Source organism: Parafrankia discariae (assembly GCF_000373365.1).
GTDB classification, from domain to species: domain Bacteria; phylum Actinomycetota; class Actinomycetes; order Frankiales; family Frankiaceae; genus Parafrankia; species Parafrankia discariae.
The window spans coordinates 1-12,347 of record NZ_KB891290.1 but is presented as its reverse complement, the minus strand read 5'-3'; the positions used below and the strand labels follow the sequence as shown (position 1 = coordinate 12,347).

The 12,347-nt window shown below is 66.5% G+C and carries 12 protein-coding genes and 2 pseudogenes; 4 read left to right on the top strand and 10 right to left on the bottom strand.

What is annotated here, in order from left to right; genetic code table 11:
* Together B056_RS45240 and B056_RS46330 are read left to right on the top strand one after the other, a co-directional pair.
* Positions 1 to 202: pseudogene (locus B056_RS45240) on the top strand (hypothetical protein); the annotation flags it as partial.
* Between the two features lie 103 nt (positions 203 to 305).
* A complete protein-coding gene (locus B056_RS46330) occupies positions 306 to 767 on the top strand; it encodes an endonuclease domain-containing protein (RefSeq protein WP_407672454.1) in 462 nt (153 codons plus the stop codon).
* A 74-nt stretch (positions 768 to 841) separates the two neighbouring features.
* On the opposite strand, the gene B056_RS40115 is transcribed toward B056_RS46330, so the two are convergent.
* Genes B056_RS40115 through B056_RS0134315 form a run of 4 tightly spaced genes read right to left on the bottom strand, consistent with a single transcriptional unit; the run spans position 842 to position 4,571 of the window.
* Positions 842 to 1,489: a Sua5/YciO/YrdC/YwlC family protein gene (locus B056_RS40115; protein WP_035753817.1), complete on the bottom strand. Its 648-nt coding sequence runs from the start codon at positions 1,487 to 1,489 to the stop codon at positions 842 to 844.
* A 3-nt stretch (positions 1,490 to 1,492) separates the two neighbouring features.
* Positions 1,493 to 2,572 (bottom strand): enolase C-terminal domain-like protein, encoded by a 1,080-nt coding sequence (locus tag B056_RS0134325; RefSeq protein ID WP_035753815.1) that lies wholly within the window; start codon positions 2,570 to 2,572, stop codon positions 1,493 to 1,495.
* A complete protein-coding gene (locus tag B056_RS0134320; protein WP_230203326.1) occupies positions 2,569 to 3,807 on the bottom strand; it encodes a hypothetical protein in 1,239 nt (412 codons plus the stop codon). The genes B056_RS0134325 and B056_RS0134320 overlap by 4 nt, the downstream gene beginning before the upstream one ends.
* Positions 3,804 to 4,571: a phytanoyl-CoA dioxygenase family protein gene (locus B056_RS0134315; RefSeq protein ID WP_018506354.1), complete on the bottom strand. Its 768-nt coding sequence runs from the start codon at positions 4,569 to 4,571 to the stop codon at positions 3,804 to 3,806. The genes B056_RS0134320 and B056_RS0134315 overlap by 4 nt, the downstream gene beginning before the upstream one ends.
* 40 nt (positions 4,572 to 4,611) lie before the next feature.
* Between B056_RS0134315 and B056_RS0134310 the strand changes: the two genes are divergently transcribed.
* Positions 4,612 to 4,869 (top strand): hypothetical protein, encoded by a 258-nt coding sequence (locus B056_RS0134310; protein WP_018506353.1) that lies wholly within the window; start codon positions 4,612 to 4,614, stop codon positions 4,867 to 4,869.
* A 154-nt stretch (positions 4,870 to 5,023) separates the two neighbouring features.
* On the opposite strand, the gene B056_RS0134305 is transcribed toward B056_RS0134310, so the two are convergent.
* The 6 genes from B056_RS0134305 to B056_RS39090 form a co-directional block, all read right to left on the bottom strand.
* Positions 5,024 to 6,097 (bottom strand): radical SAM protein, encoded by a 1,074-nt coding sequence (locus B056_RS0134305; protein WP_154677389.1) that lies wholly within the window; start codon positions 6,095 to 6,097, stop codon positions 5,024 to 5,026.
* Positions 6,094 to 8,277 (bottom strand): phosphoketolase family protein, encoded by a 2,184-nt coding sequence (locus B056_RS0134300; RefSeq protein WP_035753811.1) that lies wholly within the window; start codon positions 8,275 to 8,277, stop codon positions 6,094 to 6,096. Before B056_RS0134300 ends, B056_RS0134305 begins: the two co-directional genes overlap by 4 nt.
* A gap of 2 nt (positions 8,278 to 8,279) precedes the next feature.
* Positions 8,280 to 9,077, bottom strand: a complete 798-nt coding sequence (locus B056_RS0134295; protein ID WP_084647305.1) for a creatininase family protein — start codon at positions 9,075 to 9,077, stop codon at positions 8,280 to 8,282.
* A complete protein-coding gene (locus tag B056_RS0134290) occupies positions 9,077 to 9,865 on the bottom strand; it encodes a class I SAM-dependent methyltransferase (RefSeq protein ID WP_018506349.1) in 789 nt (262 codons plus the stop codon). The genes B056_RS0134295 and B056_RS0134290 overlap by 1 nt, the downstream gene beginning before the upstream one ends.
* 28 nt (positions 9,866 to 9,893) lie before the next feature.
* On the bottom strand, positions 9,894 to 10,376 hold the full coding sequence (locus B056_RS46325) for an HAD family hydrolase (protein WP_195905990.1): 483 nt from the start codon (positions 10,374 to 10,376) through the stop codon (positions 9,894 to 9,896).
* 1,137 nt (positions 10,377 to 11,513) lie between these two features.
* Positions 11,514 to 11,792, bottom strand: coding sequence for a hypothetical protein (locus tag B056_RS39090; RefSeq protein WP_035753819.1), 279 nt, complete (start codon positions 11,790 to 11,792; stop codon positions 11,514 to 11,516).
* A 402-nt stretch (positions 11,793 to 12,194) separates the two neighbouring features.
* On the opposite strand from B056_RS39090, the pseudogene B056_RS43385 reads away from it, so the two are divergent.
* Positions 12,195 to 12,347, top strand: a pseudogene (locus tag B056_RS43385) (IS256 family transposase); the annotation flags it as partial.

The window sequence follows — 12,347 nt, the reverse complement described above, 5'->3', positions numbered from 1 at the left end:
CTGGAACACCCGGCTACCCCGGTTCCACACCGAGATCACCCGCACGCTCAACCCGCCACGGCGTCACCGCACCTGCCCCCGGGTCGTCAAACGCGCCCGGCACAACAGCTACCGCGTCAAGAAACCCGACGAACCCGCCTCGATCCGCCACCCGGGCCCCGCCACGATCCGACTCCACCCACTCACCCCACGCGCGGCCTGACCAAACCCCAGCAAGATCGCCTTAAGCTTCACGGCATTGCGCCTGGGTCGGCGATCCCTCACAGTACCGGCGGGGATCGCGGAACCGCGCCTTCGCCGACGGGCTGTGGTTCGCGGCCCGCGGGCACGGAAGCCAGCATCCACCCGCCACGAACAGCACCGAACGCCGACTGTGGTTCTTCCTACGGCAGATGCCGCCGACGTTTCCATGGATACCACAGGTTCCGATCGGCGGACGCCGAATGGACCTGTACTGCCCGCCCCTGAAGATCTGCGTGGAAATCGACGGCTCCTCCCACGACACCGCTCGTGCAAAGGCCGACGACCGTAATCGCGACGAGGAACTCAAGCAGATGGGGATCACCACGCACCGGGTAGCGGCACGCGACGTTGACGCTGACTCAGTTGCCGTCGCCAACCGCCTCGCCCGCGCATTTGCTCGACGCAAGGATGCCGAAGCCCTACGCACGTGGACCTGTCGACCGCTCGCACCCGCCACCCGTCTCCCAACCAGCCTGGCGGATCTGGCACCCCCCACACCCTCAGCACGCACACGGCGATCTTGAAGCGCAACCCGCCAGCACTGTGGCATGCCCGGCCGCCGCCCAGCTAGCTCCCGCTTGATTCGCGACCTGGGTATTCAGCCCCACCGCAAGGCAGTCTCTACGGCCCGCCGGTGCGTTGTCCCCTCACGTTCGATTCGCGGCGGTTTGTTGGTAGTGGCGCAGTCAACGATGGTCATGTGGAGGAACTGCGGGCAGAGCCCACCGTCGATCAGGGCATCGATGGGTACGCTGGCGGTTTCCGCGAAGGCGGTCACCTCCGGGATAGAGATCGACGGTCCTTCGTCCGGACTGGTCGGGGTGCCGGAAATGTTGGCGGAGGTCGCGGCAATATGAGCGGAGCACTCTGTGGCTAACTCGCCCAGGATGCCGGCCGGCTGTCCCACAAGGGCGACTTTGTCTCCGACCGCTGCGTACCGGGCTCCGAATTCGCCTGAAGCCCACCGGAGCCGGAGCGCGAGGTCTCCGGGCCATAGGTGGCGCATGAGTCGTTCAGTCGCCTCATCAATCAGGAAATATTCTTTGGCCGCGAGTGTTTGCGGCAGTACGAGCAACAGGGATTTAGCCAGAGGGCGACGTTTGGCCTGGTAGATGCGGGCGCAGGCTTCTGAGTTCCCTGCGTCGCAGCAGATCATGTACCACCGTGCCGTTGGAACGACCACCAGCCCGCCGCCCTCGATGATGCGGGCAGCTCGGGTAACTTGGGATGTGGCGAGCAGCTCCATGATCTATATCCTCTCCCATCCATCAATCGTGGTGCACTGGTACTTGGCCAGATCGGGCATGCCGCCCAGTCCGACGCCGCCGATGTCGGCGGCCCCCTGGCGCGGCAGCGAGGGCCGCTGGTAGAGGCGCTGACGCCGCGGTTCCCATTGGATGCGGAACTCGACGGCCCCCACTGTGTCATCGAAGGCCGCGGCCACCTGCAACGCCGGCAGATAGGCCCGGCCGTGGAGGAAGACCGGGAGCTTCCGGAAGTTAGTGTCCCGAAGCAGCCTCGTCGTCGGGGTAATGCCACCGAGCCAGACGACATCTGGCGTCAAGGTCGAAACTGCAGTCTCGCGCACGATCTGGATGGCGGCCGGCACGTCGACTAATCGTTCGCCGACGGCGACCTTGGTGTTTGTGCTCGCGACGTTGCGGTATGCCCCAGCGGTGGATGTCGACAGGAGATCTTCCAGCCACCATAGGTGGTCAGCCCGCGACAGCTCTCCCAGTATGGGTATGGACTCGGCGCTCCAAGTACCGTGCCCATCGAAGGCCAGCGGATGGGGTGCGTCCTCCATCAGCCGCCGCATGGCCGCCAGGAGCGGCTCGGACGCCCCGGTGGGTGGCTGCCGGAGGCTCCACTTGGTCAGGCGGAACCCTGCTGCTGCCAAGTCCTGACGCTCTGCCACGATATCTGGGCTTACGAGTTCGACCGAAAGATGTGATGCGTACAGCGGCACCGATTCTGCGGCTTCGGCCGTGAGTAGCTCGGCCACGGGCCGCCCCACTATCCGGCCATGGAGGTCCCAGCCGGCGCAATCGAGGGCTCCCACGGCCCAGCGAGCGATCGAGCGGGCTAGAGCATTTCTGGTCACCGCTGCTTGAATCCGGTGCTGGAGGTCGTCATGGTCTTCCACCGGGCGACCTACGAGGCAGCGTGTGAACATCTGTACCAGGCGGGGAGTGAAGACCGCGGGGATGGGGCCGTACCAGCCGTCGTAATCGTCGGACGCCACGACGACGAACTGCGTCTCGTCGCCCGGCGCGAAGTCGGGGCCGGCGAGGGTAACCGCCCGCACGCGGGTGATTTTGGCTGTCACTCTGCCTCCCCAAGCGGCTGGAGTGTGCCCCCAGCGAGCGCTTGGCGAAGGCTTGTCAGCCAGGCAGCCGACAAGGCGGCGCCGGTGAGAGGTGGCAACCCCGCGGTAGAGCCGTCCCAGATGCGTAGGGCGGGCGGTGATTGACTGAGGGTCACCGCGAAAACTGGCAAATCTGTCGAAAATGCGACACTCGCCTCATGGGGGCGCTCCCGAAGCACGAGATCGATCAGCATCCCTGAAAGTTCGTGGGCCGCCAGCTCGTTGACCAGCGACATGCCGGCGCAGACGCGAGGATTGACCTCGTGCACGACGTATTCGGCGCCTTCGACGACACCATCGACGCCGAACGCGCCCCTGTAGCCCGTCGCGGCCAGACGCGAAGCTACCCGCGACACCGTGGCCCGTGTCCCCTCACCGCCGGCGGGGTCCAGCTGGACCGGCCCGGCAATGCCGAAGGCGCGTATACGCCCGGACCGCCGGTCCACAAAGACCAGGGCTTCGAAGGGACCGACCTGGCATGACCAGGACGGACCGACGAAGCCGTAATAGGTGCAGGGCCAGCCACGGTTGAAACGGGACAGCCGCACCTGGCGGCAGTCGGTGGCGAGGACAGGTAGCAGCCGGGCCACGTCGGACGCCGAGCGGGCCAGATAGATATGGCTGGCGCCAAGGGCGGGAAAGTCGTACGGCACCCCGGATAGTACGGCCCCGCCGGAGCGGATGAGCGGCTCGGCGAGGAGCTCGACCGTACGGTGGCGCTCGTCGGTGCCGATCGCTACAAGCCGCTTGGTGCTGTCATCCGGCCCGATGATCGCGGCCTGATGGTCCTTGGACTCCAAGGCGAACTGGGCGGCCGAGCGAGAGCCAAGCACGCGGCGGCCGTCCACCTGATCGCAAGCGGTGAAGGAGCCTGCATAGATCACGGCCTGTCTGGCGGGGTCAACAGCATCAAAGGCCGCCGCAAGGGGGCCGGGGGGCCGGCGCAGTTGCTCCTCCTGGACCATGAGCAACTGCCGGATTGAAGCCGCCCGGTTGGCCGGTAGCGCGACGCTACTTACCCCCTGTGCTCCTGCCTCACGAAAGGCGCGTTCCAGCGGGCGGTTGCGGGCGGCACCAGCGGTCAGGATGACGGATCGTCCAGCGATGAGTGGTGCCAAGACCTGGACAGCCTTGCGTCGCAGCTTGTGTCCCAGTTCGGCCGCTCGGCCGGAGGCTACTGCCGCGTTGGGGTTCATACCGGGGCAAGGTCGCGTAGTGCGGGGTACTCCAACCATGGGTCCCGGAGTGCGGCCAGTCGCCGCGTGTCGTGACCGATAGCCTTCAAGCGGTAATACAGCATGATCCGGGGCGTCGATGTGTGGTTGGAGCCCACGGCGTGCGGGGTGGCGTGGTGCATAAACAGGATGTCACCCGGCTCGCCTACGACGACCTCACCGGGCTCGCTCGTGATGCTGGCCGGCGTCTGCTCGGGGCAGCCCGGGTACCAGTCTTCCTGGAACCAGCGGGCCATGGTCAGATGGCCGCCGCGCACGACGCGAAGCCCGCCCTCGTCGCCCCCGGTCACAGGGGTCAGGAAGATGCCGACGAGCAGGGTGAAGGTCCGGAGTTCAGCGGCATCAAGGTGCGGACAGGCGACGCCGTCGACGTGCATGGCTTTGTCGGGTTGGAGTGCGGGAGGCTGCGCTTCGGGCAGGCGGATCTGGATCTGTACCTTGGCCACGGGTTCATAGCCGGTGGGCCGGAGCAAGTCGGCAGCGAGTGACGCGACCGCGGTACCGCGCAGCAGGTCCAGGAGCGCGGGGTGCGAGCCGAGTGTGGGGACAAAGGTCGTCTGGGTGTAGTCGCGCAGCTGGCGATCCGTCATCACCGGTGGGAGGGCGGCCTCGACGAGCTTCCGGGCACCGTCCACCTGGGCCGGGCTGAGAAGGCCCCGCCGCACGACCAGGCCATCACGGACAAAGCCCTCGTGTTCAGCGCGGCTCAGGTGCGGCAGGGCCACCGGATGTCCCTTCGGGAGGCGTGGACGAGGTAAGCGCGGTGTGCAGCAGGGCAAGCCGTTGGCGCCTGAGACCGGGGTCTCTGGCTTCGAGGAGGAACAGGAGGGCGTGACGGGCTGCCCGGTCGCCCAGCTGCGTGGACGCACCGTCTCCGGCGATGAGCAGCCGCAGCCGCGCCGCCACCCGCTCCGGCGGAAGCTCGTTGTCGAGGAGGCGGATGGCGGTCAGTGCAACGGTCGGGGTGGCGAGCGGCAGGTCTTGGGTGACAGCGCCGGGGAGGGCTACGAGCAGATCGTCTGAGCCATTCATGGCAAGTGCCAGTGCGCGAAGCCGCCTGCCACCCAGGCTGATTTCAATGCGGCCGGCGGGCCGGCCGGCAAGGACTGGTGAGTGCAGTAGGAGCGTCGGGCAGCCTGCTGCTACTGCGACTTGGGCGATGGTGGGTTCCATGGCGTCACGAGCCGAGCAGGCGTTCGGAGCCGAAGCCGTAGTGCCATAGCGGCCGGTAGTTCTGCCACGGCTGCGGTCGCAACCCGGTGGGCAGCAAGACCGCCTCAAGGCGCTTACGCGCGGTGAGGAAGTACTCGATGGTGTCCGCTCCGGGCATCCGAAAGATACTCATGAAAGGGCTGTGGGACTGGAAGATCTGCAGGTTGGGGAAGTCGGTCAGGTAGAGCGCCGCTTCGCTGAGCCAGTCGGCGACATCGGTGAGGTCGTCGAGCCCGATCACGAGCATCACACCGGTGGACACTCCTGCTTCGCGGGCGCGGCGCAGGACCTGGATGGCTTCGGCTGGGGTGAGATCGGCCTTGGTGTCTTTCAGGAGCACGTCGCGTCGGGTCAGGCACTCCAGCGTGAGAAAGACCGCCGCTGGCCCGACGTCGGCGAACGTCCGCAGGCCTTGGGCACTGCGGATGACGGAGGTGAGGATGCCGAGACGACCGCCGAATCCGTGCTCCCCGAGAATGGCGCGCAGTCCTGCCAGATGAGCCAGGGCGCGGGCTTCCTCACCGAAGCAGCCCGTCGAGAGGTTGATCTCGCGTACCGAGGACAGATCAGCCCAACGGCGTTCCGCCAGGACGGAGGTCAGCAGGGCCCGGATTTCGGCGTCTTCCCGGTAAATCCGCGGGTCGTTGGCATCGGTCATGGTGTTAGGGCAGAAGACGCAGCCGGTGCAGGTGGACCGGCGGTTGGTGTTGGCGGTGATGACCCGCCCGGTGTCCCGGAAGTAGCCGAGCTTGGCGTCGTCGTGTTCGACGAGGCGTACGGTGCCCACCGGCTGCCCCGACAGCAGCAACGCGCCTTCTGCCACCTCATATTCGCTGGCGGGTTGGCCGGTCGGAACGATGACATGCCACTCCTGAGCCGGTGCTTGGTCCAGGCGGACTTCCATCCGAGCGCGTCCGTTGCCGATGTCGGTGGCCAGGCCGTGCAGGTTGAGGGCCATGAGGAGTACGTCGGGTATGGGGACGGCGTACTCGGCTGCCAGCCGGGCGACGTTGGTCAATGATGGAGCACGCACGGTCACGGGGTGTCCTCCAAGCCTTCACTGAGCGAGCGGGCCACGGTGCGGTGCCAGTACCAGTCGGGGTCGTCGTAGGTGTCCTGGGTCTCCTCCCTGAGCCGGTTCTCCAGGTCTCGCAGGTGCTGGTGGGCAGCGTCGGTGGACGCTGCGGCGAGGATGGCGTCGGCGAGCTGCGGCCAGGTACATCCGGCTTCCAGCAACATGCCGACGGCGCTGACGGCTCTGGAACTGGCGCGAAAGCTACGGACGCTCAGCGAGACGCCCGGGGGTAGGACCTGCCGGACGAGTTCGGCGGGCACAGCGCCGTACAGGCTGGTCACGAGTACGGCGTGGCCGGCGGCAGCGAGGAAGCTGGTGAGTTCGGCCCGAAAGGTGTGGCTGGAGGTGTCCTGGCGGTAGAGCCAGGTGAGTTCTTCCAGGACCACGACGTCGACGTGGTGGTCCGGGTGGAGATACCGGGCGGCCTCGGCGGCCCGGACGGCTTCGTCGACGAGGTAGTCGCCTGCCACGATCAGGACCGTGCGCGGCGACGGGGCTCGACCGCTTGTGCTTTGTCTGAGGATGGTGAACGGGATGCCGTCCGGCAGCCGGGACCAGTTCGGGCCGTGGTAGCGCCGATGTTTGTCAGCCACGACGCAGGTGAGGGTGCGGCGTTCGCTGCTGCCAGCCTGGACAGCGGCCCGCATGGACGCCGCGGTCGCCGGCAGGTAGCAGCGCAGATGTGGCGACTGCTGCTCTAACAGGCCGGTCGCAAAGCCCGGCTCCTGGTGGCTGTAGGAATTGCGCCAGCCGAGGCTGGTGAGGAAGACACCGACGGGCGCCCGTGCCTCTGGGAGGCCCTGGGGGAGGTCGATGGCGGAGGCCTTGAGGTACTGAACCATCAGGGAGGCGGCTAACGGGGCGAAGGCGTCGTAGCTGGTGAACCAGCTGAGACGGCCGGCGGTCGCGGCGCCGACGGTCCACGCCCCGCACAGGTGCTCCGAGAGATGTTCGATCACCTGGGCATTGGCGCCGGCTAGGTCCCCCAACCGGTTGGAGCTGAGCTCGTCGGGGGAGGTCACGACGGCCAGACCGTCGGCAGGCAGCTCGCGCAGGGTCGCAATGAAAGCCTCCGGCGCGGACTGAGGAGCGTCGACGAACTCGGCCCTGTGGGGCGGTGGGGCAACACCCGGCGAGCTGATACGTCGACGGGCGGTGCCAGGGAGGTGGAAGGCCGGCGGCAGGATCTGCGTAAAGACGTCCCGGGTCAGACGTCCGTGGCGGAAGAACTCCTGGGGCTGGTAGGACTGGAGCCACGACGCCAACCACCCCAGCTGAGCCGTCGAGGTGACTGCTTTGAGCGGCGCCTTATGGGCTCCCGGGGTGCCAGCGATATGCGTACCGGCCAGCGGCGGCACGCCAGCACCTTTATCGGACCGGACGACGATGACCCGCGGCCCCGGACTGGTGAGGGCAGCTTGCAGAAGCGGAAGCATGATCGGAACGTCGAAGCCATTGACGATCTCGCAGTGGCCATCCAGCGGCGCGAAGAAGGCGCTGATGCGCTCGTCACTCCAGCCGGCCGCGTGGCTGGGGCCGCCCATCCGCTGCCCGTTGTGGTTGACGATCACGGTCAAGGGAAGGGAGGGGCCGAGAACCTCACCGCCGCTGATGGCGGCGATGGTCGGCGCGGTTTCCAGCTCGCCATCACCGAGCACGACGACGGTGCGGGCGTCGGGCGCAGCGAGAGCGTGGCCTTGGGCGACGGCGAGAGCGTGGCCGATTTCCCCCGACGGCCACAGGACGCCGGGCAGCCGGGGGTCCAGCTCGGTAGGTAGTCCGTTGGCTCGGCCGAAGGCGGCGACGAGGGCGGCGAGCGCGTCCTCGTCGTCGCCGCCTTCGGCGCATGATCCTTCGAGGTAGGTGCAGGCGAGCCAGGCAGCGCCGGCATGGCCGGTGCCCACGAACAGCCGGACGTCGGCCTCGGTGGCGGTGATGGCTGCCAGGAGGTTCGCCCAGATGAAGGCGATGCCCGGCGTGCAGCCCCAGTGTCCGACGGCTCGCGGCTTGAGATCCTCGGGAGAGAGGGACCGGCTGAGCATCGGGTTCGACCGCAGGTACATGAGCGCCACACTCAGGTAGTTGGCCGCCCGCTCAAATTTCTGGACCGCTGCAATAGCGGCGGGTGCAGGCTCGCCGGGCACACCTACCGCCGCTCGACTAGGCGGGCGAGAACAGGACCGTAGGCCTCGGTGGCACTATCAACAATCTTGCGTCCGAGTTCAAGGTTGGCCTGGCGCGCATCCCCGATGAGTCCACTCACCCCGATGGCCGGGTCGTTGGATGTCCAGGGCCAGGTGACGCCGCGATCAAGAATAAGATCGCGAGCACCTTTGGCCAGGCTGGGGTCAGGCGCGTACGAATCCGGCAGCCGGTCCAGGAAAACCTCGGTGGGAGCCAGCGCGAGCATGACCGACGTCTCGCTCATCCCTCCGTGGACTTCTGGCAGCAGCGACCCTGAAGGGACCTTAGCGAGCGCCGTTGGATGAGTGATGCAGGCGTTGATCCCATGGAGGTCTTTGATCTCGTAGACGAGCGCTTCCAGGATGCCGCGGTTGCCGCCGTGGCCGTTAACGACGAGGAGGTTTCGGGCAGGAAAAGAGTCTGCCAGCTCGGCGCAGATGCCGAGCAGCATGTCCGAGAAGACGCGCACCGAAAAGGAGACGGCGCCGGCTGCCCATTTGTGTTCGCGGGCCAGGCCATACGGAATGGTTGGCAGTGCCCAGGCATTGTAGGTGTCGCCCCATCGGTCGACGGCTGCAAAGGCGAATCCTTCGGCGAGAATGGTATCAGTGTAGATCGGCAGATGGGGCCCGTGCTGTTCGTACGATCCAATGGGCAGGCAGAGAACCGCGTCCGAGGTCATCTCTGTGGAAATTGCCGGCGAGGTGAGCCGGCCAACGTGCCGGGCAACGGGTTCACGGGCCGGCCAGTACGAAGACATTAGGAGCTCCTGCGCCCGAGGCGGATGAGAAACTCGTTATCTTCCTCATAGGTGTCGGAGCTGGAGTGCTGGGCGAGTACCTCGCGAATGCGCGCCTCAAAGGAGCTGAGTCTGTCCCCGAAGAGTGGAGGGGCCGCAAAAGATGTGGAGTAGAGGTAGCCCAGGATGCTGTCGGCGGTCCAGGTCCTTCTGACCGGGACCGTCACCTCTTCGACCTCGTGGAACGGCGACTCGGCTAGGATTTCGCTGTAGGGACGATTGTGGTGCGAGAACACCCCGCCACCGGCTCGCCGCCGCTCACCCAAGAACTCTTGAATGACAGCCCGCACGCCCTTCTTCCACTCACTGCTGGCTTCCCAGAAGCTGCTGTCACCGAAGATGGCGACAGCGCCGCCAGAATGGACGATGGGTTCGAGCGATGCCAGCACCCGCGATTGTTCCATCCAATGGAAGGCACGGCAGATAGTCACAAGGGAGGCTCGCCAGCCGTCGGGAGCAGCGAAGCTTTCAGCGGAGGCGCCAAAAAATCGGATTATTCTGCCTGGGGAGGCAAAGGGCTGACAGTTCTTTTCGGCCAGCTCCAGCATCTCGATATCGGGATCGGCGCCGATAATATCGACGAACGGCTTGTGGAGTGCCTGAATTACTTGGCCGGTGCCGGTCCCGAGATCCAGCAGCGTCCGATGAGGCTCACCAGCCACGGCGTCCGCCAAGACCTGCGCAACCTTGGGCGGGATGCCGGGCCGGAACTCACTATAGTAGGCTGCGAGGCCCGCAAAATTACTCATTAAGCATCCTTCATGCTACTCGACGAGACTAACGGTGAACAATTCGATGGAGAAGGTGAACCGCGGCCAGAAGATTGCTAACCGAAAGCGGTGTCGAGTATCCCAGATCAGGGGAATCTGTCGGGCGAACCCAGACCGGCACTGCGCCTGCCCTCGTAGCTCCGAGGATGTCGCACTCCCAGCTATCTCCGATGTGTACCAGATCGGAGATAGGCACGCCATGGGTCCGGGCGACATGACGGAAGGCACGGGGATCAGGCTTAGCAAAGCCGGTACGACAAGAGGGGTAGAACTCCACAACGTACGGCGCGGTAACTCGACGCAGCTCTCCCTCATCGAACTCTGCGGCACTGACATTTGACAGAGTGACGACGGGAGCGAGATGCGCGAGATCACGTAGGGCCTGATCGAGATATGGCACGGGCTCAAGTCGAGCGGCTACAATGTCGCCCAGTCCAGAAGCAGCGATGTCCAGCCGTTGGCACAAATCCTGGATGAGATCCTGCGTCACACTCGGAGCGGTGTGCAAGCATCTTCGGATGATCCTGCGGGTGAGAGGCTTCGAGAGGCGTGACTTTGAGGCGAGAAGGCCCGCTAGCCCGATGCCTCTCGTTCTCGCTATGGTGCCGCCGACATCTAGCGATATGAGCTGTGGGCGCCAAGGCTGAGAGCCGTTCAGTTTGTCACCCTCGCTATCACACGCAGCGGCCGACGAACCGGACCTAGTGTACACGTTGGGTGAGACGGCTACCACGGAACGGCGCCGCTCACCCTGTCTGGTCTGCGTGCAACCAGAGCCGCAGCTGCCCGTCCGCCGCCATGAGGATGCTCTTCTCGGGACGGGAGGTCAGCTAGTTCGGGCGCGTGCCAAAGGCGACGGACCGGGAGGTCTGCTGGGAACTGGGCGCCACCAGAGCCGCGAGCCCGATGCCGTTGCTCGCTCGCTGCGCACGGCCCGGTGTCGCTATCCGGGTATGAGTACGGCTCGATATCGTCGAGACTGATGTCCTTGTCAGCAACGTTCGGCATACTTCCGAGAACAGAATTCGCTGCGAGCGCGCCCAGCGACGCTGGCGCCGGCGCCCACGGGCGCGCTGCCGCTAGTTCTCGGCTACGGCCACATCCGCCGCCGTACACCATCGCATGGATCACCAGCCGGTCTGCGGGCCGCAGGCGTGCGCGGTCGTGACCGTCCAGCAGGCCGGGGACGTCTGCCCCGTACACCGACGCCAGCAGTGCGAGAACCTGCGGGGTGAGCCGTCGCCGTTCGGCCGGGTACGGCCAGTTCTCCAGTTCGCTTAGGTGGGGGGCGGTCATGGGGACCCTGCCGTGCGGGTCGAGGTCGAGACGGGCCGCGTGGGTGTTGATGTACTCGGCGGCCCGTAGCAGCGTCCAGCCGTGGGCGTGACGCAACGCCGCACGTGGAAGGTACTGGTACCGGCGGATGAACTCGTCGGCGATCTCCGCGCTGGTCATGCCAGCGCCCAGCATGCCGAGCCGCAGGGCGTTCTGCTCGGCTCTCGCGCCGGCGCGTCTCCGGCGCGTCATGGCCGCAGGTGGGCGCCACCGCTGCGTCCACGGCCGCTGTCGGTCACGGAGTGCCTGCTGGCGAGAGTCATCGAAGCTCCTCGTACTCGCGGGGCTTGCACTATGCGGGTCGGGGCTGGTCGAGACCGAGTACCGCCGACGCGGCCGAGTCGACCCGCTGACGGGCGGTCGCGAGATCACCGGCTCCGGCTCGTTGGGCGCGGTCGTAGGTGTCCAGGGCGTCGCAGAGCGCGGCCCATCGGTGGGGGGACGGTTCGATTGGGGGGACGAACAGGCCGAGCACCTGCGCCACCTGGTCGGCGGGTACCAGGTGGCGCATCCTGGCCAGCAGCACCACGGGGCGTAGGTTCTCGGGGACGGCATGGCGAGCGATCGTCATCGGCGCATGGCTCCTGGCTGGACTTTGAGGCAGCGAGAACCGGTGTCGTGTGGTTCTCTCACGCCGCGCCCGGGGTACGGCCGGTGCCAGTCGTCGAGCCCGCGTAGCCGGTCGATGACGCGTTGCAGGATGGCGGGGTCGCTGTCAAAGGTGACAGGGGTAATGGGGGCCGGTCCGGGCGCAGGTGATCGGGTCGGCAGGGAGCCCGCGTTGTCGGTGTGGATGTCCGGATGGGTCGTGGCCGGAAGCTGAGCCCATACGACCTTCCCGCCGGCTCGGGGCAGATACCAGGGAGCAATGGTTGAGACCTGTGGATCGGTTGGGGAGGGCGTACCTTCCCGGTGATCGAGGTTTGGGTCTCAGTCAGGCCGACGTTGGCGCGTCGGTCGGGAAGGCACGCCCGTGCTCACGGTAGTCCCCGAGGAGAACACGCCCGCTGATGGTTCGGCGGGTAGCCCGTCGCTGATCGATGAGATCGTCCGGGAGGGTGCCCGGCGGATGCTCGCGGCCGCGTTGGAGGCCGAGGTCGACGCCTACATCGCCGAGCTCGCTGAC